This window comes from Saccharopolyspora shandongensis (assembly GCF_900106995.1).
In the GTDB taxonomy this organism is placed as follows: Bacteria; Actinomycetota; Actinomycetes; order Mycobacteriales; family Pseudonocardiaceae; genus Saccharopolyspora; species Saccharopolyspora shandongensis.
The window spans coordinates 54,332-78,403 of record NZ_FNOK01000039.1 but is presented as its reverse complement, the minus strand read 5'-3'; the positions used below and the strand labels follow the sequence as shown (position 1 = coordinate 78,403).

The following is a 24,072-nucleotide window of genomic DNA, read 5'->3' as shown; positions in this document are numbered from 1 at the left end:
GGACGCTCAGTCCACGGCGGGCAGGGCGTCGGCGAGGAACTCGACGAACTCGGTGCCGACGGCCTCGAACACCGCGCCCTCGTGGCCGCCGGGCAGGAAGCTGACCACCGGGATGTTCGAGTACCGCTCGATCAGCTGGTCGATGCCGTCCAGGAACGGGTCCGAGTCGCCGGTCCACACGCCGACCGGCACGCCGCCGAGGTCGTCGAGGCGGCGCAACGGGTCCACGGCCAGCCACTCCGCCTCGGTGGCGAAGGCCTCCTTCTCCCGCATGCCCTCCCAGCTCACCTGCAGCGCGGGCGCGACCTCCCCGACCGCCGCGACCGGGTGACCGGCCAGGTTGCGGTCCGCCGCGTAGTTCAGCGCGCCGAAGCCGCCGGTGGAGATGCCCGCAACGGCGAACGGCCGGCCGCAGGCGTCGCCCAGGCCGCGCTCGCTCAGCCAGCGCGGCAGCTCGTCCTGGAGCATGGCGGCGAGGTCGCCGTTGGCCGATCCGTCGTTCCAGTACGGGTTGTAGCCGCCGTCGAGAACGGCGAAGCCGAACGCCGGGATCGTGCCCTCGCGGTGCAGCCGTTCGAGCGAGGCCAGCGTGTCGTACGGGATCGGGGTGGGCCGGACGCCGTCGCGGCCGTGCAGGTAGAGCACGATCGGCAGGTCCTCGATGGATTCGAGGCCGCGCGGGTAGGCGAGGTAGAGCTCCACCGGGACGCCGCGGTGCTCGGAGTGCACGTACTCCGTGCGGATGACCGGCATGTCCTGTTCGGACAGTGCGGGCTCGACGACCGGCGCCGGCGACGGCGCGTTCGCGATCGGCGGCGCTGCACAACCGGACAGACCCGCGACCAGCAGCACCGACATCAGCAAGCGCCCGGAGATCCGTTCGCGCGCCACGCCACCTCCACCCGTCCGGTTGGTCCGGTTCACCAGCCTAACCGCGTTCGTCTCTTGCCCGGGCCGCGGGTGACGGAGAGCATGGCAGCCGAGATCCGTCCACGCGGACGGCAGCGAGATCCTTAGGAGTGGCACGTGAAGGGTTCCGAGAGCCTGCTGGCCACGGCGACCGCGGCCGGCATCCAGGTCTGCTTCGCCAACCCCGGCACCACCGAGATCCCACTCGTCGAGGCGTTCGACCAGGTCCCCGGCGTGCGCGCGGTGCTCGCGCTGTCCGAGGGCGTGGTGACCGGCGCCGCCGACGGCTACGCGCGCATGACGGGCGTCCCCGCGATGACCCTGCTGCACCTCGGGCCGGGGTTCGCCAACGGGATCGCGAACCTGCACAACGCGCGCCGCGCCCGCACACCCATGATCAACATCATCGGCGAGCACGCCTCCTGGCACCAGCCCGCCGACGCCCCGCTGTCCAGCGACATCGAGTCGCTGGCCGGGCCGGTGTCGGGCTGGGTCGGCCGCACCACCTCGCCGGCGTCGGCCGCCGCCGAGTTCGCCGAGGCCTACCGGGCGACGCTCGGGCAGCGCCTGCCCGCGACCCTGATCGCCGCCGCCGACCACATGTGGAGCCAGGGCGGCGAGCCCGCCGCCATCCCGGCCGTGCCCGCGAGGCCCGCGGTCGACGACCAGCAGATCGCCGCGATCGCGAAGCTGCTCGCCGGCGGGAGCGGCCGGACCGCGCTGCTGCTGGGCGGGCACGCGCTGAGAGCCGAAGGCATCCGCACCGCCGCGCGGATCGTGGCGACCACGGGCGGCGAAGTGCTGGTCGAGCGCTCGCCCGCGCGCATCGAGCGCGGCCCGGACGTCCCGGCCGTGCGGTCGCTGCCCTACTTCCCGGAGGACGTTCTCCGTTCCCTCGAAGGGTTCTCGCACCTGGTGCTGGTCGGCGCGCGGACCCCCGTGGCGTTCTTCGGCTACCGGGGCATGCCGAGCTTCCCGCTGCCCAACGATCTCAGCGTGCGCACCTTGGCCGACACCGACCAGGACGCCGTCGAGGCGCTGCGCGCGTTGGCGGACGCGACCGGCAGCGCGGCGGCCGAAGTGCCGAGCGCCGAGCGCCCGCAGGTGCAGGCCCCGGAGGGGACGTTGACGGCGGCGAGCATCGCGGCGGCGATCATGCTCACCCAGCCCGAGCACGCGATCGTGGTGAACGAGGGCATTTCGTCCGGGGCGGCGTACCCGGCGATCGCCGCCGCCGCGCCGCCGCACACCGAGCTGACCAACACCGGCGGCGCGATCGGCATGGGCATGCCTGCGGCCACCGGTGCCGCGGTGGCCTGCCCGGACCGGTCGGTGATCAACTTCCAGGCGGACGGCAGCGCCGCGTACACCGTCCAGGCACTGTGGACGCAAGCCCGCGAGGGCCTCGACGTCACCACGGTGATCTGCGCGAACTCCCGCTACGGGATCCTGGAGGCCGAGCTGCGGCGCGCGGGCGTCGCCGAGCCCGGCGCGGCGGCGGCGAGCATGACCAGCCTCGCGGAGCCCGCGATGGACTGGACGGCGGTGGCGCGCGGCTTCGGCGTGCCCAGCAGCCGAGCGGCCACGGGCGAGGAACTGCTCGCGGCGCTCCGCAAGGCGCACGCCGAACCGGGCCCGCACCTGATCGAAGCCGTGCTGTGAAAGGGCGATCCCAAATGAGCCTCTTCCACCACGACACCCGCTCGGTGCGGGGGTCGTGAGTGCTCATGGTCGTTGGGGGCCATGAGCACTCGCGAGGCGTGACTGCACCAAGCACGCCGACACCACGGGACGATTCGGGCGAATAGCCGATCCGTTGCGGAGCAGGCGCTTTCATCACTGTCAGAGGTCGACGACGAGGCGGGACGTCAGCGCGCGGGAGACGCAGCAGTACATGCGGCCGGGCGGCGCGCCGATGTCGTCGCGATGCTCCGGTTCCCCGTCTGTGACGGCGATCTCGCAACTGCCGCAGACCCCTTCGAGGCAGTCGGACGGAATCCGGTACCCCGCGTGGTTCAACGCGTTCAACATGGACTCCCCCGCGTCGACCTGCACGCTTTGCCCTGATCGGACGCAGTGCACCTCGAACGGCTCGTTGGGCGCGAACTCCTTGACCGCCGGCCGGAAGCGCTCGATGTACAGCCGATGCGCGGAAAACGCCGCCTCGGCCGCGTCGAGCATCGACGCGGGGCCACAGCAGTACACCAGCGCTCGAGGGCTCAGCGCGGCCGCCAGCGCGGCGAAGTCCGGCCTGCCCTGCTCTTCGGTGGCGTAGATGCGCACCCGATCGCCGTGGACGGTTCGGAGTTCGTCGGCGAAGGGCATGGTGGCCACCGTCCTGCCCACGTACACCAGCGTCGCCGAGGCTCCCGCTTCGACCGCCGCCGCCAGCATCGGCGCGATGGGAGTGATGCCGATCCCGCCGGCGAGGAACAGGTACTCCGGCGCGGGCAGCAACGGGAAGTTGTTGCGCGGCACCGAGACTTCGAGCGTGCGCCCCCCCGTGCGCAGGAACAGGTGGACGTATTCCGAGCCGCCCCGGCTGAGCCGGTCGTGGCGGACGGCGACGCGGTAGCTGTCGCGATCGGCCGGGTTCCCGCACAGCGAGTACTGCCGGGTCAGCCAGTTGGGCAGTGCCAGATCGACGTGCGCGCCGGGTTCCCAGGGTGCCAACGGGCCGTCGGCACCGCTCAGGACGAGCGAGACGGTGTCCTCGGCGACCGGCTCCACGTGGTCGAGAATTGTTCGCTGCATCAAGCGGATCCCCTCAGTACAGCTGCCGGTAGCCGGCTTCGAGCATGTTCTCCAGCACCGCCGGATCGAGGTCGGCCCCCATCTGATCGGCGGCCATCTCGCCCGCCGACGGCAACTCCTCGGCCAGCGCCTGACTCGCGGGATCCCAGAGCCGGGACCGGATCAGCGCGCGTCCGCAGTGGAAGAAGACCTCCGCCACCTCCACGACGATCGCCAGCTCCGCCGCCTTGCCCTCGATTCGCATCCGGGCGAGCACGTCCGGTTCGTCGGTGGGATACGCGCGACCGTTGACCCGCAACACTTCCCGCATCCCGGGAACGACGAACATCAGCCCGATGCCGTCGTTCTCGGCGATGTTGCGGAAGGAGTCGGCGAGCTTGTTGCCCGGCCGGTCGGGGATCGCGAGCGTGCGCTCGTCGAGCACCTTGGCGAATCCCGGGTAGTCGCCGCGCGGCGAGCAGTCGGGCAGGCCGGTCGCATCCGACGTGGCCATCGCCAGGAACGGCGAATGGGCGATGAAGCGGCGGGAATGCCGGTCGATGCGGTCGTGCACCTTGGCCTTGATCATGGCCTCGGGCTCCCCGAGCCGGGCACGCACCTCCTCGGCGGAAAGCCGGCGCGGGCGCGTCTCGCTGGCGGCATCAGTGCTGGTCATGGCACAATTATGAGCAATCATTCGGTTTGCGCGCTACTCGCTTTCGCGCCGGTTCGCAGGGGGTTTCATGACGTCGGAGCAGCGCCGGCTTCAGCCGCGCAAACAGCCGCGCCAGGTCCGGGCCGAGCTGACCCGGCAGCGCATCCTCACTGCCGCTGCTCACATTTTCGCCGAGTACGGCTACGCCGCGGGTACCACGAACCGGATCGCCGAGCGGGCGCGGATCTCGATCGGCTCGCTGTACCAGTACTACCCGAACAAGGACGCGATCCTGGCCGAGCTGCTGACCCGCCACCTCGACGGCGATGGGGCCGTGGCAACGCTCCGCCGGTACGAGGACCTGCCGGAGTCTCTCGAAACCGTCATCCGGACGTTCGTGCGAGTGGTGATCGAGAACCACCTCGACGACCCGCAGCTGCTGCGGATCATGATGGAGCAGGCGCCCCGCTCCGACGAGTTGCTGGAGAGGGTCACCCGGCAGGAGCGGGAGATGGTCGGTGGCCTGCGGGACCTGTTCGACCGCCACGCGGAAGTCCGGGTCCGGGACAAGGACACGGCCGCCCGGCTCGTGGCGTCCACTGTGGAGCTGACCGTGCACCAGCTCATCGCCTCGCCCGGCTCCATCGACACCACGCGGCTGGAGAACGAGCTCGTGGCGATGCTCACCGGCTACCTCCGCGCGAGCCGGTGAAGACCCGGCGCCCCGGACGAGCGCTCAGGTGCGGTCGACCGAACGCCGGCGCGCGTGGTCGTGCTGCCGAGCTGACCGCGAGTCCCTTTGGCCCCCAATCCAAAGGGACTCACGGACCCCCAGTGATCAGCCCGCGACGGGCATCCGCCCGTCGTCGAGCACGCCGTGGCGCATCGCGAAGGAGGCCGCCTCCAATCGGGAGTGCACTCCCAGCTTCGTCAGGACCGACTGCACGTGCGTGCGCACCGTCGTCGGCGCCACCCCCAGCTGCTTCGCCATCGCCGTCGTGTGCGCGCCTTCGACGAGCATCCGCAGGCACTGCCGTTCCCGCCCGGTCAGGTGCGATGCGAGCCGCCGGGCGTCCGTCGTACCCGCCAGGCGCGGTGCCCGCGCCGCCGCCAGTTCGACGACGACCTCGCCGTCCATCACCCCGCGGATCGCCCCCGCCAGCACCGACAGCCCGCACATCTTGTTCACGTATCCCGCCGCGCCCCTGGCCAGGGCGTCGCGCATGCCCTGCACGTCGCCGTCCGCGGTGAGCACCAGGACCTTGGTCCGCCCGCCCGCGTCGAGGATCCCGCCGATGGCGTCGAGCGCGTCGCCGTCGCCGAAGTACCGGTCCAGCAGGCAGATGTCCGGCCGGTGCTCCCGGACCACCCCGGCCACCCCGGCCACGTTGTCGGCGGTCCCGACGATGCGGCAGCCGTGCCGCGGCAGCGTCGCCGCCAGCGCGTCGACGAAGATCGCGTGATCGTCGCCGAGTACCAGATCGACCATGTTCGGCATCCCCCCGCTCAGGCCGCGCAGCCGGCCGGGAACACCAGCAGCGCGCGGGTGCCCCCGCCCGGTGCCGGCTCGATCCGCAGGTCGGATCCGCAGCGCTGCGCCAGCGCCAGCACGATGCCCAACCCGAGCGACGACGATCCGCGCGGCCCGCGGCCGAACCCCGGCCCGTCGTCGGTGATCTCGATCTGCACCCCACCGGGCTCGGCGTGGCGCACCGCCACCTCGACCCGGCCGCCGCTCCCCGCGGCGCGCACCGCGTTGTCCAGCAGGTTCGACACCATCCGCCACAGCAGCGTCTGGTCGGTGCGCAGCCGGACGCCCTCGTCGGCGCGCAGGGTGATCTCGGCCGTCCCGGACAGCGATTTCACCTCGACGAGCTGGTTCAGCAGTTCGCGCGGCGCGAACGTCTCTTCGCTGCGCTGCGCGGCCCGCAGCTCCACCAGCTCCAGCAGCCGGTCCAGCTCCAGCTCCATCAGCTGCAGCCGGTGCGCCGCGTCGCCGGGCAGCGCCGGGTCGGTGCGCAGGCCGTCCGCGAGGTAGGACAGCGTCGCAAGACCGTGCCCGAGATCGTGCAGCAGGCTGTGCAACTCCGCGCCACCTCGCGAGGTCGCCCTCCGCTGGCGCCCGCGCGGTATCGCCGTATCGGTAATCGTGTGCACCTCGACTCCTCTCCCCCATCGGCAGTCTTGTGCTATCCGGCAAATCGGATGCCGCGCGCGCAGCGTTGCAGCTGCTGCGAAAAGAGGAGGGTGACTACTCCACGTGCAGCAGATGCTCGAGGTCCAGGCACGCCGAAGTACTGTTCCCGCGGTAACCCGGCTACCGTCGGTTACCGGGCTCCGTAGGCTTCGACGAGCGTCCCGGCCAGCGCCTCGATGCGGTGGCGGCCGTCGATCCGGGCGCGCGCCGCCACGGCGAGCCGGTCGGCGACGCCGGGCGAGTCCAGCAGGTGCGCGATCGATGCGGCCAGCAGTTCGGGCCGGCCGGGCGGCACCAGCAGCCCGGTCTCACCGGGCGCCACCACGTCGCCGACGGCGTTGACGGCGGTGGCCACCACCGGCACGCCGCACACCATCGCCTCGACGATCGCCAGCGGCAGCCCCTCATACCTGCTGGGCAGCGCGAACACGTCGAACGCGGGCAGCAGCTCTGCGACGTCGTCGCGCTCGCCCGCCAGCACCACGCGGGCGCCGCTCTCGGCGATGCGCGCGCGCATCGGCTCGGCCAGCTCTCCGTCGCCGATCCACACCCCCACCACGCCGGGCCGGTTCAGCGCGCGCAGCGCCGCGACGAAGTCTTCCGGCGCCTTCTGGTAGGTCAGCCGCCCCACGGAGCCGACCACGAGGTCGGTCGGCGCCAGCCCCAGCCGCTGCCGGGCGCGTCGCCTGGCCCGCGCGGTGCGCGTCGGCGCGTCGTGGTCGACGGCCACCCCGGTGGTGCGGATGCGGTCCGGGGCGAGCAGCCCACGTCGCAGCGCCTCGACCGCCACGCCGCTGCCCACGCACAGCGCGAGGTCCGTGATCCGGCCGAGGCCGCGTTCGATCTCGACGTAGGCGCGCCGCCGGAATCCGCTCTGGAACTCGTGGAACCCGAACCCGTGGTAGGTGTGCACGATCCGGCCGACGCCGGCGCGGCGCGCAGCGATGCGGCCCAGCGCACCGGCCTTGGAGCAGTGGGTGTGCACGACGTCGAAACGGCGCCGCCTCAGCAGCGTCGTCAGGCGGTGCAGGGCGAGCAGGTCGTGGGCCGGCGAGATCGGCGCGCGCAGCGCGGGCTCGACGATCACCTCCAGTCCGGCGGCCTCCGCGTCGGGCAGCAGCGCGCCGGACCCGGTGATCACCGCGACCCGGTGGGTGGCCGGGTCCAGCGCCACCGCCCCGCGCAGCGCCAGCACCCCGGCACCGCCCGCCAAGCGGGTGATCACCGTGGCCACCCGCAGCGGTCCCGCGGTCATGATTCGCCGTCCGGCTCACCGCGCAGGCCCGCGGCGCGGGCGACGCTGACCGCCTCCAGCTGGCTGTGCACCCGGAGCTTGGCCAGGATGCTGCGCGTGTGCGTGCGGACCGTTTCGGTGGAGATCAGCAGTTCCCCGGCGATCTGCGCGCCCCGCTTGCCGGCGACCATGCCGGCGAGCACGTCCCGCTCTCGGTCGCTGAGCGCGTCCAGCGGGCCGTTGCGCTGCCCTGCCCGCACGACGTCCTCGCGCAGTTCGCGCAGCACCGGGCCGAGCAGGTCCGGCGGGTACCAGCTCCGCCCGCGCCGCACACCGCGCAGCACCTCGGTCAGGCGTTCGATCCCCCGTTCCTTCGGCACCCACGCGGCCGCGCCGTCCCGGGCGGCTTCGACGGCCTTCCGGACGTCGCGAATCCCGGTCAGCACGACCACTTCCGCAGCCGGCCGGACTTCCTGCAGCCGCCGCACCAGGCGCCCGGCACCGGCCGGCTCCAGGTCGATCGTGATCACGTCCGGCCGGGTCTGCCGCACCAGATCGGGCAGCCGCGGGTCGCCGGTCGGGCAGTGCCCCACGACCCACAGGTCGGGCACCTCGGCCAGCCGGGCGCTGAGCGCCTCGGCCAGCATGAGGTGGTCATCCACCATGAGCAGCCGCACCACGTCCACGCCCCCCAGCCTGAACTCCCCGGCCCGACCGGGCCTCCTCCAATCGCACGAAAGCACCCTCCCGCGCCCGCATGGCGGTCTGATGGGTGATGACCACCTTTTCCCGGTACAACGGGGAAAAAGGCCCTTCACGTCTCACCGCGTCGATGCCGTGGTCGGCTCGGCCGGCCCGACCGGGCGGCGATCCGGGCTGCGCCACCGACCGGACGAACTGGACAGCCAGGCCGCGGGGATCGCGTAGAGCGCGATGCCCGCGTCCAGCACCCGCAGCGCCAGGAAGAAGCAGGCGAACAGCAGGAATCTCGGCTGTCGCTGCAGCACGGCGACGATGCAGGTGAGCACCAGATCCGGGATCACCACGCCGAAAAGCAGCGTCTCCAGCGACGCGAACCCGGCGACGAAGTCGTGCACCTCGTGCACCACAGGTATCGCGAGCACGCCGTCGAAAACGGCGGGGACGACGAGCACCAGCGCCACCAACGGCAGCAGCACCAGCATGATGCTGCTGGCCAGCATCTCCAACAGCAGCAACGCCAGCATCGCGGTGAACAGGTTGGTGCGCGGCGGGTGCCGCCGGACCGTCTGCCACAGGCCCAGCGCCCAGCGCTTGCACTGCTTCACGTAGTCCCCGAAGCCGCTCGGGTCCTGCGTGGTCGCCACCGCCGACGGCGTGAAACCGACCTTGCCGAGCCGCTTCTGGTACACCTCGAAGGTCATGTTGAAGTCCTCGATGACCAGCCCCGGCGGGTTGACCTCGATGCGCGGCAGCACCTCGGTGCGGTACATGCTGGCGAAGCCGGGCACGATGTGAGTCGCGTTGACCCGCCGCCAGGTCTGGCCGAACTTCAGCAGGTACTGCGTCATCGTGTAGATCCGCTGCCGGTGGAAGGCCACCAGCTTGCCGACCGGCCCGAGCGCGCGGTCCCGCCACGAGGTCCGGACGCAGCCCGCCACCGCCACCACCCCGGGATCGTCGAACAGCGGCAGCGCCGCCCGGAAGTAGCCGGGCTCCACGTGCGTGTCGGCGTCCAGCAGCATCACGACCGCGAAGCGGTCCACCAGCCCGAACCGGCGGATCGCCTCCTGCAGCGCGCCGGCCTTGCCGACGTTGCGGGTCGTGCTGATCACGTTCACGCCGGTCGCCTCCGCGAGTTCCACCGTGCGGTCGGTCGAACCGTCGGAGACCACGTGCACGTTCTCCAGCGGCACCAGGGCGGTGATCGCCCGGATGCTGTCGACGATGACGCGTTCCTCGTTGTGCGCGGCCATCAGCACGGCCACGTCGGCCACGCCCAGCCGCACCGGGCGGTCTCGCCGGCGCTGGACGCGGTGGCGGCCCACCAGGAAGTCCTGCTCCGGCGAGGCCACCCCGCCCCGGTGCCACCACCAGCGCCGCGTCGATGTCTCGAGCAGGCGCATCAGCCCGATCAGGCCCCACAGCGTGAAGTTGGTCCCGAACACCGCGATGGCCAGCACCCACCAGGGAATCATCCGAATCCTCCACAGCGGACCGGCCGCTCAGCTGTCCAGCGGGAGGCTGTGCTGCAGCTCCCGCCAGGTGTCGGTGTCCTCGTAGCCGTACATCCACAGGTAGACCCCGCGGATGCCGGAGCCGCGCGCCGCCTCGAACTTCGCCTTGGAGCTGGCGGCGTTCTCGAACCACACCTCGTGCTCCCGGCCCTGGTCGTCGGTGTAGCCGAACCACGGCGACTGGGTCGGCGCGTCGTAGTTGACCTTCGCCCGGTGCTCGGTGGCCAGCTGGAACGCCTTCAGCCAGGTCACGGCCGTGCCGTGGCCGTCCACCCAGTCGTAGCCGTACAGCGGCACGCCGAGCACGACCCGCTCCGGCGGGATCTGGCTCTTGGCGTAGCCCAGCGTTTCCCGCACCCAGGCGATCGGCGCCACCGGCCCCGGCGGCGAGGTCGCCCAGTGGAAGTCGTAGCCCATCAGCCGGACCTCGTGGGCGGCCCGGCCGATCGCGGCGTAGTCCTGCGCCACGTTGCGCTCGTCGTAGCCGGCGTCGGTGGCCTTCGCGAAAACCGCGACCGACAGCGTCTTGCCCTCGTCGTCCATGGCCTTGCCCAGCTCGGCGACGAAGTCGCTGAACGCCTGCCGGTCGCCGGCGCGCAGGTTCTCGTAGTCGATGTCGATGCCCGCGTAGTCCTCGCGCTTGACCAGCTCGACGATCTGGGCGATGTGGTCGCGCCGCTTCGCCGGATCGTGCAGCATCCGGGCGACCGGCTCGTAGGCCCAGATGCCGTCGGTGATGTTGGCGATCGACGGCACGATCGGGACACCCGCCTCGCGGAGCTGCTCGATCCGCTTGGCGACCTCGGCGGTCTGCTCCGGCGGGTACTGGTTGGTCAGCCCGCCGTCCTGCCCCACCCCGTACATCCAGGGCGAGACCTCGTTGACCGCCTTCTGGTTCTGCACCACCATCGACGTGCCGTTCTCGAAGTTCCAGAACGGCAGCGACGCGACGACCAGCGAGCCGGCCGACGGCGGCGCGCCGCGTGGCATCACCGTCACCACGACCACCAGCACCGCCACCGCGATCAGCACCAGGAACCAGAGGGAGCCGCCGAGCTTCCTGAAGGTCCGGGGGCGACGCACCGTCGCCGGAGGGTCCGAAGTGGACTTGCTGCGCCCGTCGCCGCGCTGCCGCGAGTTGCTCGCGGGCCGGGCCCGCTCGACGAGCCAGTGCTTCTTCTCAGTGCTCTGCTTCATCCTGTTCTCGCCTCAAGCAGTCACGGCCTGTCCGGCCCGCATCTGTTCGTCGATCACGTCGCGGACGATGTCGTCCAGCGTGCGCTGCGGCTGGAAACCGATCAGCTCCAGCGCGCGGGTGCAGTCCGGCACCCGCCGCTGCATGTCTTCGTGGTCCGGTCCGTACGCCACCTCGTAGGGCACGTGGACGGTGCCGCTGGACGAGCCGGTCATCGCGATGATCCGGTCGGCGAGCTCCTCGATGGTCACCTGCTCGGTGCTGCCGATGTTGAGCGCCATGCCCTCCGCGCCGTCCAGCTGCACCAGCCGCATCAGCGCGGGCACCACGTCGGCCACGTGGCAGAAGCAGCGGATCTGCTTGCCGGTGCCGAAGATCGTCACCGGCCGCCCCTGCAACGCCTGCGCGACCAGCCGCGGGATGACCATGCCGTAGCGGCCGCTCTGCCGCGGCCCGACCGTGTTGAACAGCCGCACGATCACCGCCCGCAGCCCGAGCTCCCGCACGTAGTTGAAGGTGATGCTCTCGTCGATGGCCTTCGCCTCGGAGTAGGTCCAGCGGGACTTCAGCGGCGAGCCGATGATCCGGTCGTCGTCCTCGGACAGCCCGATCTTGCTGTTCTTGCCGTAGATCTCGCTGGTGGAGGCGACCAGCACCCGGGCGCCGTGCCGCAGGGCGGCGTCCAGCACGTTCTCGGTGCCGTGGACGTTGGTCAGCAGCCCCTGCAGGGTGCGTTCCTGGATGACGAACGCGCCGACCGCGGCGGCCAGGTGGAACACCACGTCCGCGCCGGCCATCGCCTCGTCCACCAGGGAGGAGTCCAGGATGGTGCCCGGGATCATCCGCAGTTTCGGGTCGCCGACCGGCAGGTTCGCGGTCTGGCCGGTGCTGAGGTCGTCGAGCCCGACCACCTCGTGGCCGTCCGCGAGCAGCCGCTCGACCAGGTGCGAGCCGATGAAACCGGCGGCGCCGGTGACCAGTGCGCGCATCACGACCTCCCCGCGGGCACCGCGTTGCCACGCCGCTGCCACAGCCGGGCGTACAGGTCGTCGATGCGGTCGGTGACGGCCTCGATGCCGTAGGCCCGGCGGATCGCGGGCTCGTCGGCGCGCGGCCGGGCCGCCAGGATCTCGGAGGCGATCTCCGCGCGCATCCGCTCCGCGTTGCCGGGCACCTGGCGGGCTCTGTCGGTCTCGATGCCCTCCAGCGCCGGACAGGTCGTGTAGAGCACCGGGATGCCGTTGGCCATCGCCTCCAGCACCGACAGGCCGAAGGTCTCCTGCTCGGAAGAGGCGATGAACAGGTCCAGCGCGGAAAGCATCGCGGCGACGTCATGCCGCTGCCCCGCGAAGATCACGTGCTCGGCGACGCCGTGCTCGCGGGCCAGCGCCTCCAGCCGCGGCCGGTCCGGCCCGTCGCCGACGATCAGCAGCTTGGTCTCCTGGCCCAGCATCGGCGCCATCGAGTCGATCACCAGGTTGAAGCGCTTGTTCGGGTCCAGGCGGCCGAGCACGCCGACCACGTAGGCGCCGTCGCCGATGCCGTGCTCTCGGCGCACCCGGGCGCGCGCGGCCCCGTCGAACTCGACCCGCCCGAAGTCGACGCCGTTGGGGATGACGGTGATCTTGCGCGCCGGCATGCCCCAGTTGCGCAGCCGCTCGGCGACGGTGTCGGACACCGCGATCGTGGCGTCCGAGCACAGGTCGGTGCCCAGGTAGAGCGCCCGCACCCCGAGGGTCATGCGGCGGCGCTCCAGGTGGGTCTCGCCGATGGAGTGCTCCGTGGAGACCACCACCTTGGTGCCGGCCATCCTTGCCGCGAGCCGTCCGTACACGCAGGCCCGGTACAGGTGGGTGTGCACCACGTCGTAGCCGCCGTCGCGGATCACCTCGCGCAGCCGCAGCACGGCGCCGATCTGCGTGTTGCGGGTCATGCCGAGATCGCGCACCCGCACCCCGTCACCGGTGATCATCCCGGCCACGTCGCCCGGGTTGTACAGCGAGACCACGTCGGCGTCGTGCCTGGTGTGCTGCAGGATCGACCGCAGCTGCAGCTCGGCTCCGCCGACGCCGAGCCCGGTGATCACGTGCAATACCTTCATCACGTTCCCCTCTTCGGATTTCCAGGTCATTTCCCGCACCGGTGGGCGCGCCGGAGGCCGGCCCGCAGGACGATCCCGGCCGTCCGGGCCACGATCACCGCGTCCCACCACGGCGACCAGTACTCGACGTACTGGTTGTCGAACCGCACCCGGTCCGGGATGGAGGTGTCCCCGTGCAGGCCCTGCACCTGCGCCCAGCCGGTCATGCCGCCGCGCACCCGGTGCCGGTCCTCGTAGCGCGGGATCTCGCGGCCGAATCGCACCGCGTAGCAAGGCCGCTCCGGGCGCGGCCCGACCAGCGACATGTCGCCGCGCAGGACGTTGATCAGCTGCGGCAGCTCGTCGAGGTGCGTGCCGCGCAGCCAGCGGCCGAGCGCGGTGCACTGGTCGGCGGTCACCGCCCAGGTCTGCCCGAGATCGCCGTCGACGGTGCGGAGCTTGATGACTTCGCTGATCCGGTCGGCCCGCGTCACCCGGACCTGGCGGAAGAACGCCCGGTCCCGGCCGCCGAGCGCGACCACCGCGGTCAGCACCAGCAGCAGCGGGCCGAACACCAGCAACATCAGTCCACTGAGGACGACGTCGGTACCGCGCTTGACCAGCTCGCCCGCCCGGCCGTGGCCGAAGCGGCGCAACGGGATCAGCGGCACGCCCCAGATCTCGTCCAGCCCGGCGCGCGGCAGCGCCATGCCCAGCTCGTGCAGGCGCGGCACGACGCACACGTCCGCGGGCAGCGGGCGGGCGGCCCGGATCGCGGTGACCAGATCCGGGTCGTCCCCGCACACCAGAACGCGCGTGATGCGTTGCGCGGCAACGACTTCCGCCAGCTCACCGGGTCGCTCCAGCAGTCGCGGCCGCAGCCCGAACTCCGGGTGCTCCGCGGCCATTTCGGCGATCTCCCCGGCCAGCGGGTCCGAGCCGACGATCAGCGTCGGCTCGCCCAGGACTCCGCGCCGGTACCCGCCGCGCAGCACCGCGTACAGGCCGCCGCGCACCACTGCCAGACCCGCGAACGCCGAGGCACCGGTCAGGAGCACGGCGCCGCCGGAGAGCCACGGCAGCAGCATCACCAACGGCGCGCCCGCCGCGACCGCGAGCTGCGGCAGCTGGTCCGACACCCGCAGGCAGATCCGCAGCCGGTGCTGGCCCTGCGCGGCCAGCACGGCGAACGCCACCAACGCGTATCCCGCGTCGAGCAGCCAGTTCGCCCCGGCGACCGGGATCAGCAGCAGCAGCACGACGAAGTCGACCGCGGGCAGCACCCAGCCCCCGACCTGCCGCCGCACGCGCAGCCCGGGATTGCCGGCCGCGAGCGGCCACGGCTGCGCGACGGCGGGGTCGGTCATGCTCATCCGGCACCTCCGACGGCGATCGGGCGTGCCGTGGTCGCGACGAGCCGTTCGGTGATCATCCGCACCGCGTAGTCGGCGCCGTAGACGAACCGCATGACCGGGCCGTGGCTCGGCGCCACCAGCGGGCCGGCGAAGTACAGGCCCGGCACCGACGACTCGAAGTCGCGGCCGACGCGCGGCGTGGCGTCGATGGTGCGGATCGCCGCGCGCAGCCCGGGCGAGAGCATCGGCAGCCTGCTGAGGTCCGGCGGGTAGCCGGTGGCGCTGATGACGTGGTCCGCGGTGAACTCGCGGACGCCGCCGCCGACCCGCACCCCGATCCGCACCTGGTCCCCGGTGGCCTTGGCCCAGTCCAGCCGGTGCCCGACGTGCACCGGGAAGCGCCCTTCGACCCGCTCCCGCAGCCACCAGCCGCCGGCCGGCCCGAGCGCGGTGCGCGCCCGGTAGATCCGGGTCGAGCGAGGCAGGTGCCGGAACAGCTTCGGGTGCTCGGAGTAGAACCAGGTCGACAGGCCCGAGCCCAGCCCGGCCTCCGGCTCGCGCATCCGGTTCAGCAGTGGACGGTCGGGCAGCAGCGGCTTGCCGTTCCACGCGATGCCCGGCGCGCGCGCCACCAGCCGCGCGTTGGCACCGCTTTCGTGCAGCAGCGCCGCGGTCTCCAGCGCCGACTGCCCGGCACCCAGGACGATCACGTCCTGGCCGTCGAAGCCGCTGAGGTCGTCGTGCACCGAACTGTGCGTGGAGAGCTCGGCGGGCAGGTCCGCGAGAGCTCCCGGAACCCGCGCGAAGTACTCCACGCCGACCGCGACGACCACCTGGCTCGCCTCGACGCGCTGCCCATCGGCCAGCGTCAGCTCGAAGCGCCCCGGCCGCTGCTCGATGCCGGTGACCAGCTGCTCCTCCACGTCCAGGCCCCGGCCCTGCTGGAACCACTCGCCGTATTCGACGAAGTTCTCCAGCGACACCGGAATTCCGTAGTCCGCGTAGCGGCGCCCGGTCTCCAGGCAGAAGTTCTGCAGCGTGTGGGTGCCGTCCGGGTCGGACAGGTTCGACGCGAAGCCCTGCGACTTCAGGTACATGCCGCGCGGCATGTGCGCGCGCCATAGGTTCATCGGCAACCCGAACTGCCGGAAGGACAGGCCGGTCCGGCGCAGGTGTGCGGCCAGCGACAGGCCGTACGGCCCGGCACCGACGATGGCCACATCGACGAGATCGCTCATCTGTACTCCTCGAACAGCCGCTTCTGGCGGCGTCTTGTCGCGTTGCCCGGTTCGCAGTTGCGCCCGGGGACGTACTCGGGCCGGTGCAGGTCCGGATGGCGGGTCCGGCGGCGGCGCCACGGCCGGGCCACCGCCCGGCAGACCATCCAGAGCCACATCAGCAAGAACGGCAGCAGGTCGTCGCGCGCGAACCAGGCGGTCTCGTCCACGCCGCGCACCGATGACGCCCACGACCGCAACCCGAGCTCGCCGCGCCGCCAGTACCGCACCGCGGCGATCGGGTCGTAGTTCTCCACCAGGAAGCGGCGGCCGACCGGCTGCCGGCCGGCCGGGATCCGCTGCCCGGAGAGGTCCAGGTAGGACGCGAGCGCGACGTCCATCCCCGCGCTGTCGCGGAAGAGCCGGAACTGGGCGCCCAGCCGCGGGTTGAAGTCCAGCAGCTTGTAGCGCCGGTCCCGGGCGTCCCACCGGAAGTCCAGGTCCACGATGCCGTTGAACGCCAACCGCTCCAGCAGCTTCGTGGCCTCCCGCTGCAGCTCGTCGTTCTCGGCGCAGGCGCCGAGGCTGGTCAGCCCGGCGTGCGCCGGGTACGAGCGCTCCTTGACGCCGGTGAAGGCCGGCAGGCAGACCGCGGCGGCGTCGCAGTACCCGTGGAAGAACCAGTCATCGCCGGGCCCGCCCGGGATGAACTCCTGCAGCATCAGCCCGTCGACCGCGGCCTCCCCGCAGCGCTTGTAGAGCGCGGCCAGCTCGTCGGCGTCTTGCACGATCGTGGTGCTGCGGACCTTGCCCTTCGTCGTGACCCACGGCTCGGAGAGCTTCGCCACCAGCGGATATCCCACCCGCGCGGCGAAATCCAGCGCCTCGTCCCAGCTGCCGACCAGGCACGCGGCCGCGCACGGCACGTCCAGCTGCCTGCACAGCTCGTACATCGAGTACTTCCCGGCCAGCCGGCGCGGCAGGTCCCGCGTCGGCTGGGCGAACCGGAAGTACGGCCGCAACGGATCGCCGTGCTCGGCCAGGAAGATCGCGCCCGCGTCGTCGGTGGGGATCAGCACCGCCGGCCGCCGGATCCGTTCGGCGAGCTCGCCGAGTCCGCTGAGGACCTGATCGGTCTCCGCCGGGTCCGGGCTCCACAGCCAGCGCCCGCGCAGGTAGCGGGAATGCGCCGCCGGGGCGAGGGAATCCTCCTGCACCGCGTGCACCGGGATCCCGATCCGGCCGAGGCTGCGGATCACCCCGAGCCCACCGTGGTGCAGGACGTTCGGATCGAGCTTGAAGACGACCGCGGGCGTGGACGTGTCGAACATCGGCGCCCACCCCCTCACAGCACGCGCCGGTGCGGCACGGCGTCGAACTGGTAGGTCGCGTCGAGCACCTGCGGGCACTCCCGCGCCCAGCCGTAGTCGACGCCCGGGTGCACGGTGTGCAGCACCGCGACGTCCCAGTCGCGGCCGTGCGGCGCCGGCTCGCTGGTCATCCGGGTGCCGTCCGGCAAGGTGATCTCCGGCAGCAGCGGATCGAAGTAGTGCACGTCGATCCCGATCCGCCGCAGCCCGGCGAGGATCGGCAGCGCGGGCGACTCGCGCAGGTCCCGCACGCCCGCCTTGTAGCTGACCCCGGCGACCAGCACCCGGGCGCCCGCGTGGTCGAGGCCCGCCTCGGCGAGCAGCTCCCCCACCCGCTGCACCACCTGGCCGGGCCGCTGGTCGATCGACCGCATCGCCTGCTCGATGACCGGCGCCGACAGCCCCTGCTGCCCCAGCTGCCACAGCAGGTAGTGCGGGTCGCACGGGATGCAGTGCCCGCCGACGCCCGGCCCCGGGAAGCTGCCCAGGAACCCGTACGGCTTGGTGCCCGCGGCGATGGTCACCTCGATCGGGTCGAGGCCCAGAGCCGCGCACGCGTCGGCCATCTCGTTGGCCAGCGCCAGGTTCACGGCGCGGAAGATGTTCTCGTAGAGCTTGGTCAGCTCGGCGGCCTCCGGCGAGCTCACCAGGTACACGGAATCGGTCATCCGCCGGACGACCTCGGCGGCCCGCTCGGCGCACTCCGCCGTGGCGCCGCCGACGACGCGCGGCGTTTCCCGCTGCACGTGGTCGAAGTTGCCGGGATCGATGCGCTCCGGGCTGAACGCCACGTGCACGTCGGTGCCCACCCGCAGGCCCCGCTGCGCCAGCGGCTCGACCAGCAGCTGCCGGGTGGTGCCCGCGAACGTCGTCGACGTCAGGATGATCACCTGGCCGCGGCGCGCGAACGCCACCACGGTCTCGCACGCCGCCCGCAAGGCGGCCAGGTCGGGCTTGTGCGCGGCGTCCACCGGCGTCGGGACGCACACGATCACGGCGTCCGCGTCGGCGAGCACCGACGGATCGCAGGACAGCTCCAGCCCGCCCGCGGCCAGCGACGCCGACAGCGCGCGCCGCTCCGGCTCCGGCAGGTCCACCTCGCCGGTCTTGATGGCCCGCAACCGGTCCTCGCTGATGTCGAAGCCGGTGACCCGCGCGGTCGGCGATTGCAGGGCGCACGCGGTGGGCAGGCCGACGTAGCCCAGCCCGACGACGACCACCGAGTCGGCTCGTTCGGGCCGACTCGGCTCGAACGCGATCAGCCGGTCGGCCAATAGGCGTTCGCGGCCGTTGACCGCCAAGGCAAGCGGATGTTCAGTCACGGTTCCTCCCCCAGTTCGCCGTGCTGCTCGGAAGAACCCTCGCATCCGATTACCGACGGGTTCTCCTGCATCGGGGGGAGCGCTTTTACCGAATCCGGACGAGCCCGCGCGATCTTTCCCGGCGAAACCCCTTTCGCCCCAACGAAACCTGCACGATCGGGGCGTCACCCGTTCGCGGGGCGGGGTGGAGTCAACGGCCTGATCGCTGCGCTAGACGAGACGAACGGGCCGTTCGCCTCGCCCGCTCGACCGGGGCCAGGCACAGGCGGTCGCACCTCGACAGCGGAGGTCGCGCGAAGAGAAGGAATTCCGGTGGGGTCAGCGGTTGGCCGTCAGCGCGTGGCGCAGGCGCTTGGCCAGCAGGCGCAGCGCGCCGTCCTGGTCACCCACATAGGTGCGCGGCAGGGCGTGCCGGCCGGAGACCGGGGAACGCCAGATGGCGCAGGCGTAGTCGTAACCGGCCGCCTCGACGGTGTTCCGCACCCGCAGGTCGACGTCGCCGTACGGGTAGCAGAACCCGCCGACGTCCTGGCCGGTGAGATCGCACAGCCGCTCGCGGCTCTCGGCGATCTCGATGAGCAGCTCGTCATCGTCCAATTCGGACATCTGCTGGTGCAGCATCCCGTGCGAGCCGACCTCCAGGCCGGCCTCGGCGATCCCGCGGACCTCCTCCGCGGTCACCAGCCGCTTGCGCGGTCCGTCGGCGTCCCAGGCGTTGTGCCCGCCGAGGCGCCCGGCGATCACGAAGACGGTCGCGGTGCAGCCGTACTTCTCCAGCGAGGGCCGTACATTGTGGACGAAGTCGGCGTAGCCGTCGTCGAAGGTCAGCCCGACCAGGCGGCTAGCGTCCCCCTCTTCGCGCGCCTGCATCAGCTCGCGCATCGACACCCCGCGCAGGCCGTTGCGGCGCAGCCAGCGCAACTGCCGTTCGAAGCGCTGCGGATCGACCGTCACCAGGTACGGATCGCGGGAGTAGGTGGCCACCGAGTGGTACATCAGGACGTACGGGAACGGACGTTCGGTCTCGCTCCGGACCCACTGGGTAACGGTCTGCGTCATGGCGTCGCCGCTTTCCTCGGCAGCAGTTCCTGCCAACGTAAGGACGGGACGCCCCATCGGGATCCGTCCGCTGCGGTAAGCCCGCTACCGCACCCGTACGATCCTCACCCGAAGGGCACGCGATTTCGCGAGAAATTCCCGGCCACCCGGGTGAACGTCGATTTCTCGCGAAATCCCCGCGCCGCCGCACGAACCGAGCACAACGAACACGGAGCGTCACGAACTCCGTCACCCGGCGTTTTCGCGCGAAACCGCCACGTCACGTGGGGCGGGATGACAGTTTCGCGCGAAAGCGCCGCCGGCCGCGCGTGCCAGGTGACGGTTTCGCGCGAAACCGGCGCGTCTACAGCGAGCCGTACTCGCCGACGCGGCGGCCCGCCACCCAGGTCTGGAGGGTCTTGGTCTGCCAGCGGGCCCGGCCGGGCGGCGGCTCCAGCGGGTCCTGGTCGAGGATCACGAAGTCCGCCCACTTACCCGGCTCCAGGCTGCCGAGCACCCGTTCCTGGTGCGCGGCGAACGCGGCGTCGAGGGTGAACGAGCGCAGCGCCTCGTGCGGGCTCATCGCCTGGTCCGGGTACCACCCGCCGACCGGCTGCCCGTCCCGATCGGTGCGGGTCACCGCGGCGTGCAGGCCGTCGAAGGGATTCTCCGACGACACCGGGAAGTCCGAGCCGGAGGCGATGGTGATGCCCTGGTCCAGCATGGTCCGCCACGCGTACGCGCCCGCGATGCGCCGGTGCCCGACCCGCTTCTCGGCCATGTTCATGTCGTCGGTGGCGTGCACCGGCTGCATCGACGCGATGATGCCGTGCGCGCGCAGCCGCGGGATGTCCTCCACCGCGAGGACCTGCGCGTGCTCGATGCGGTGCCGCATGCCGCTCGCGGACTCCGCCGCGGCGGCCTCGTAGGCGTCGAGCACCATCCGGTTCCCGGCGTCGCCGATGGCGTGCGTGGCGACCTGGAAGCCGTCCCGCATGACCTGCGAGACCCGGTTCCGGAGCTCGGCGGCGTCCAGCTGCGGCAGCCCCGAATTGCCCGGATCGTCTTCGTACGGCTGCAACATGGCGGCGCCGTGGCTGCCGAGGGCGCCGTCGATGTAGAGCTTCACGGTGCGCACGCGGAGCATGTCGCCCGCCACCGAGTCGGTGCGGGCCTTCGCGCCGAGCTCGCGGAACGCGTCGTAGGTCAGGAACGAGTTGGTGCGGATCGTCAGCTCGCCGGAGCCCGCGAGCTGGTGCAGCACCGCGAGTTCGGCGGCGCTGGTGCCCGCGTCGCTGACCGAGGTGAGCCCGACCTCGTTGAGCTTGCGCTGCGCGGCGAGGAAGTTCTGCTTGAGGTCGTCGACCGTCGGCTTCGGCAGGTGCTGCTCGACGAGGTCCTGCGCCGCGTCGACGAAGGCACCGGTCGGCGCGCCGTCCGCGCCACGCACGATGTCGCCGCCCGAGGGCGTCGGGGTGTCGCGGGTGATGCCGGCCTGCCGGAGTGCGGCCGAGTTCGCCACCCCGGCGTGGCCGTCGACCCGGACCAGCCACACCGGCCGGTCGGGCACCACCGCGTCCAGGTCGGCGGCCGAGGGCAGCCGCCCGAGCCCCCAGATCACGTCGTTCCAGCCGCGCCCGAGGATCCACTGGCGCTCCGGGTGCTGCGCGGCGAAGGTCTTGAGCGCCTGCATCGCCTCCTGCAGGGATTTCGTCCCGGCGAGGTTGAGCTGCGAGACGTTGGCGCCGAGCTGCCCGAAGTGCCCGTGCGCATCGTGCAGCCCGGGGATCAGCACCCGGCCCCGCCCGTCGATGCGCTCCGCGCCACCGGCGCTGCCGACGTCCAGCCCGCCGACGCGGCCGTCCGCCTCGACCAGCAGGCTGCCGAACTCGCGCGGCCCGTCGGCGGTCAGCGTGAAGCCCCGCACGTTGTCGATCAGCTTCCGCCCGCCCGACTGCCCGGCTCCGGTGTCACCGCTCGCGCAACCGGCGGTGAACGCCGCGCCCGCGGTGGCCAGCCCGACCAGCTTCAGGAACTGCGCCCGGGAAATCCGAGGCTGCGGGGAAGGACGACAGCATTCCTGACACATCGCCGACCTCCGGTGGTCGCGCTCGGTTGATCATCTGCCAGGCAACGTAATTCGAAGTCTTTGATCGGTCAATCAACTGCCAGTGGGTAATGCGACCCCGATCCGCACACCTCCTTGCGCCGAGCCACAGCCCTGGTGCGTCTCGGAGATCACCGCCCTTGCAACAAATGCCGACCGGGACTGGAGCATTCGGCGCAACTTCCGCCGAGGTGTAAACCCTTCTCCGCACCGGCGGGTAACTGGCGTGAACCTTTTCTCCAAGGAGGCATTGGGTGAAGCATCTGGCAATCGCCGGGGCGGTGGGCGCCACCGCGCTGCTGCTCGGGCAGTCCGCCTCGGCCGCGGGGACCTGGGCGGAGGAGCCAATTCCGCCGCAGCAGTACCAGTCGTCCCTGCACACCGCCGCCGGCGGTGATGGCGTCACGTGGTCCTTCGGCATCGACTTCGACGGGCAGGAGTTCCGCACGCAGGCCTTCCGCCGCGGTCAGCAGGGGTGGGAGCAGGTGCCGGCCCCCAACATCGGCCGGGTGAACACCGCCGCCGTGGTGAATCGTGACGACGTGTGGTCGGTCGGCGACGGCAGGTCGATGCACTGGGACGGCAAGCAGTGGCAGGAGGTGCCGCTCACGTCCCCACCGAACACCTACACCCAGTACCACGGGACGAAGGTGTTCGGCGCCGCTGACGTGTGGGCCGCCGGATCGGCGACCGAGGCGAACGAAGCCTGGCGGCGGGGCTCGATCCAGCACTGGGATGGCAAGGCGTGGAACGAGGTTCCACTGCAGCTCGATCTCGGGGACTGGTGGAAGGTGTCCACGATCGACGGCAGTGCACCGAACGACCTGTGGGCGGTGGGCAGCAAGCACATCACGGTCGACGGCAAGGGCAAGGTGGCCGGGCTGATCCTGCATTGGGACGGCAAGCAGTGGCAGGAACTGCCGCAGGTCGACGTGCCGGACTGGAGCGTGAGCCTGGAGGACGCGCTCGTGCTGGCGCCCGACGACGTGTGGGCGGTCGGCTTCCGGGACCAGGGCACCGTCGCCCGGCGTCCGGTCGCGCTGCACTGGGACGGCAAGCAGTGGTCGCCCGGGCAAGTGCCGGATGAACTGGGTGAGATCGACGATGTCGTCGCCGGCGAAGGCGTGCTCTGGGCCGTCGGGTATGACTCGGACAGCCCGTACGTGCTGCGGTATGACGGCCAGAACTGGCAGAACGTGCCGGATCCGGTCCCGCCGCAGGGCAGGTCGGTGGTCACCTTCAGCGGGGTCGTTCTGGACGACGGAAAGCTGCTCGCCGTCGGTGCGGCGAACGCCGGCCAGGACGACGCGAAGCCCTACGCCGCGGTCTACGCCGGCTGAGGCCCGTGTGCGAAGCGCCATCCGAGTTCCGGGTGGCGCTTTCGCGCACCTGGCGGAAACCCGGGTGCGCGCCGGGCGACCGCCGCGATAGAGTGACGGCACTCTGATCAGGTTCCCCAGGAGTGCGCCGCAGAACGGGAACCCGCTTGCGCGAAACGAGGGGGCGGCACAGGTGTTCACCCTGCCCTTATTCTGGAGGCGCAAGTCATGAAGATCGGCCTAGGCCTGCCCATCGCCGACCCCACCGCCCTGCTGACGTGGGCGCGACGGGCGGATGACGGCCCGTTCAGCACGCTCGGCCTGCTGGACCGCCTGGTGTACGACAACCCCGAACCCCTGGTGACCCTCGCGACGCTCGCCGGCGCGACGCGACGCATCCGGGTCCAGACCGAGGTCCTGCTCGCCCCGCTGCGCCACACCCCGCTGCTGGCCAAGCAGAGCGCGACGCTGGCCCAGCTGAGCGGAAACCGCTTCACGCTCGGCATCGGCGTCGGCGGCCGCGAGGACGACCACGTGGCCGCCGGCACGGACATCAAGCGCCGCGGCCGGATCCTCGACGATCAGCTGCAGCTCATGCACCGGCTCTGGGCCGGCGAGCCCTACGGCGACCAGGCGGGCCCGATCGGCCCGGCGGTCCGCCCGGAGGTCGTGTTCGGCGGCTTCGTCCCGGCGGCGATCGACCGGGTCGGCCGCTGGGGTGACGGTTTCCTGGCGGCGGGCCTGCTGGACTACATGGACACGACCTTCCGCCTGGCCGAGAAGTCCTGGCAGACCCACGACCGGCCGGGCAGGCCCCGCCTGATCGGCCAGCTGAACGCGGCGATCGGCCCGGACGAGGTGGCCGACGAAGCACGGGCGGAAATGACGGAGTACTACGGAAATCCGGGCTTCGCCAACGCCATGGTCACCACCACCGCCGATCTGAAGTCCCAGCTGCAACGCCTCGAAGACCTCGGAGCCGACGAGGCGATCCTCTACTGCTGGTCTCCCGACCCGGACCAGGTCCACCGCCTGGCCGACGTCGTAGCCTAGCCGAAGGCCCGTGCGTACTTTTTGCTGCTATAGCAGCAAAAAGTACGCACGGGCACCTCCTAGCCGTGCTCC

21 protein-coding genes are annotated in these 24,072 nt (G+C 71.6%); 4 read left to right on the top strand and 17 right to left on the bottom strand.

Annotated features, from left to right (window positions below):
• Positions 1-6 precede the first annotated feature (6 nt).
• On the bottom strand, positions 7-891 hold the full coding sequence (locus tag BLW84_RS31475; protein ID WP_177226789.1) for an alpha/beta hydrolase-fold protein: 885 nt from the start codon (positions 889-891) through the stop codon (positions 7-9).
• A 135-nt stretch (positions 892-1,026) separates the two neighbouring features.
• Here BLW84_RS31475 and BLW84_RS31470 point away from each other — a divergent pair, with 135 nt between their 5' ends.
• Positions 1,027-2,571, top strand: a complete 1,545-nt coding sequence (locus tag BLW84_RS31470) for an acetolactate synthase large subunit (protein WP_093272833.1) — start codon at positions 1,027-1,029, stop codon at positions 2,569-2,571.
• Positions 2,572-2,751: 180 nt separating this feature from the next.
• Here BLW84_RS31470 and BLW84_RS31465 read toward each other — a convergent pair whose 3' ends face one another.
• A complete protein-coding gene (locus tag BLW84_RS31465; protein ID WP_093272830.1) occupies positions 2,752-3,663 on the bottom strand; it encodes a PDR/VanB family oxidoreductase in 912 nt (303 codons plus the stop codon).
• A 13-nt stretch (positions 3,664-3,676) separates the two neighbouring features.
• A complete protein-coding gene (locus tag BLW84_RS31460) occupies positions 3,677-4,318 on the bottom strand; it encodes an MSMEG_1061 family FMN-dependent PPOX-type flavoprotein (protein ID WP_093272772.1) in 642 nt (213 codons plus the stop codon).
• Between the two features lie 67 nt (positions 4,319-4,385).
• Between BLW84_RS31460 and BLW84_RS31455 the strand changes: the two genes are divergently transcribed.
• The gene (locus BLW84_RS31455; protein WP_093272698.1) at positions 4,386-5,009 is read left to right on the top strand and encodes a TetR/AcrR family transcriptional regulator; all 624 of its coding nucleotides are present in this window, start codon (positions 4,386-4,388) and stop codon (positions 5,007-5,009) included.
• 126 nt (positions 5,010-5,135) lie between these two features.
• Here BLW84_RS31455 and BLW84_RS31450 read toward each other — a convergent pair whose 3' ends face one another.
• The 14 genes from BLW84_RS31450 to BLW84_RS31385 all read right to left on the bottom strand — a co-directional run bounded on the left by BLW84_RS31450 (position 5,136) and on the right by BLW84_RS31385 (position 21,610).
• Positions 5,136-5,786, bottom strand: a complete 651-nt coding sequence (locus BLW84_RS31450; protein WP_093272880.1) for a LuxR C-terminal-related transcriptional regulator — start codon at positions 5,784-5,786, stop codon at positions 5,136-5,138.
• A 17-nt stretch (positions 5,787-5,803) separates the two neighbouring features.
• Positions 5,804-6,382 (bottom strand): sensor histidine kinase, encoded by a 579-nt coding sequence (locus BLW84_RS31445; protein ID WP_093272695.1) that lies wholly within the window; start codon positions 6,380-6,382, stop codon positions 5,804-5,806.
• Between the two features lie 242 nt (positions 6,383-6,624).
• On the bottom strand, positions 6,625-7,749 hold the full coding sequence (locus tag BLW84_RS31440; protein ID WP_093272693.1) for a glycosyltransferase: 1,125 nt from the start codon (positions 7,747-7,749) through the stop codon (positions 6,625-6,627).
• Positions 7,746-8,414 carry a LuxR C-terminal-related transcriptional regulator gene (locus tag BLW84_RS31435; RefSeq protein ID WP_093272691.1) on the bottom strand — a complete coding sequence of 223 codons (669 nt, stop codon included), beginning with the start codon at positions 8,412-8,414 and terminating at the stop codon, positions 7,746-7,748. Before BLW84_RS31435 ends, BLW84_RS31440 begins: the two co-directional genes overlap by 4 nt.
• Before the next feature lie 135 nt (positions 8,415-8,549).
• Positions 8,550-9,905 (bottom strand): glycosyltransferase family 2 protein, encoded by a 1,356-nt coding sequence (locus BLW84_RS31430; protein ID WP_093272689.1) that lies wholly within the window; start codon positions 9,903-9,905, stop codon positions 8,550-8,552.
• Positions 9,906-9,932: 27 nt separating this feature from the next.
• Positions 9,933-11,141 (bottom strand): glycosyl hydrolase family 18 protein, encoded by a 1,209-nt coding sequence (locus tag BLW84_RS31425; protein ID WP_093272686.1) that lies wholly within the window; start codon positions 11,139-11,141, stop codon positions 9,933-9,935.
• A 12-nt stretch (positions 11,142-11,153) separates the two neighbouring features.
• Positions 11,154-12,128: an NAD-dependent epimerase/dehydratase family protein gene (locus BLW84_RS31420; protein ID WP_093272876.1), complete on the bottom strand. Its 975-nt coding sequence runs from the start codon at positions 12,126-12,128 to the stop codon at positions 11,154-11,156.
• Positions 12,128-13,240, bottom strand: coding sequence for a glycosyltransferase (locus BLW84_RS31415; RefSeq protein ID WP_093272879.1), 1,113 nt, complete (start codon positions 13,238-13,240; stop codon positions 12,128-12,130). Before BLW84_RS31415 ends, BLW84_RS31420 begins: the two co-directional genes overlap by 1 nt.
• Before the next feature lie 26 nt (positions 13,241-13,266).
• Entirely contained in the window at positions 13,267-14,592 is a 1,326-nt protein-coding gene (locus BLW84_RS31410) for a sugar transferase (RefSeq protein WP_245761521.1), read from the bottom strand.
• The gene (locus BLW84_RS31405) at positions 14,589-15,812 is read right to left on the bottom strand and encodes an NAD(P)-binding domain-containing protein (RefSeq protein WP_093272681.1); all 1,224 of its coding nucleotides are present in this window, start codon (positions 15,810-15,812) and stop codon (positions 14,589-14,591) included. The genes BLW84_RS31410 and BLW84_RS31405 overlap by 4 nt, the downstream gene beginning before the upstream one ends.
• On the bottom strand, positions 15,809-17,122 hold the full coding sequence (locus BLW84_RS31400) for a carboxylate--amine ligase (protein WP_093272679.1): 1,314 nt from the start codon (positions 17,120-17,122) through the stop codon (positions 15,809-15,811). Before BLW84_RS31400 ends, BLW84_RS31405 begins: the two co-directional genes overlap by 4 nt.
• Before the next feature lie 14 nt (positions 17,123-17,136).
• On the bottom strand, positions 17,137-18,483 hold the full coding sequence (locus tag BLW84_RS31395; protein ID WP_093272677.1) for a nucleotide sugar dehydrogenase: 1,347 nt from the start codon (positions 18,481-18,483) through the stop codon (positions 17,137-17,139).
• Positions 18,484-18,801: 318 nt separating this feature from the next.
• The gene (locus BLW84_RS31390) at positions 18,802-19,578 is read right to left on the bottom strand and encodes a polysaccharide deacetylase family protein (RefSeq protein WP_245761520.1); all 777 of its coding nucleotides are present in this window, start codon (positions 19,576-19,578) and stop codon (positions 18,802-18,804) included.
• A gap of 307 nt (positions 19,579-19,885) precedes the next feature.
• Positions 19,886-21,610: an amidohydrolase gene (locus BLW84_RS31385; protein WP_093272673.1), complete on the bottom strand. Its 1,725-nt coding sequence runs from the start codon at positions 21,608-21,610 to the stop codon at positions 19,886-19,888.
• 272 nt (positions 21,611-21,882) lie between these two features.
• Here BLW84_RS31385 and BLW84_RS31380 point away from each other — a divergent pair, with 272 nt between their 5' ends.
• Positions 21,883-22,968 carry a hypothetical protein gene (locus BLW84_RS31380; RefSeq protein WP_093272670.1) on the top strand — a complete coding sequence of 362 codons (1,086 nt, stop codon included), beginning with the start codon at positions 21,883-21,885 and terminating at the stop codon, positions 22,966-22,968.
• A 207-nt stretch (positions 22,969-23,175) separates the two neighbouring features.
• On the top strand, positions 23,176-24,000 hold the full coding sequence (locus tag BLW84_RS31375; RefSeq protein ID WP_093272668.1) for an LLM class flavin-dependent oxidoreductase: 825 nt from the start codon (positions 23,176-23,178) through the stop codon (positions 23,998-24,000).
• Positions 24,001-24,072: the final 72 nt, after the last annotated feature.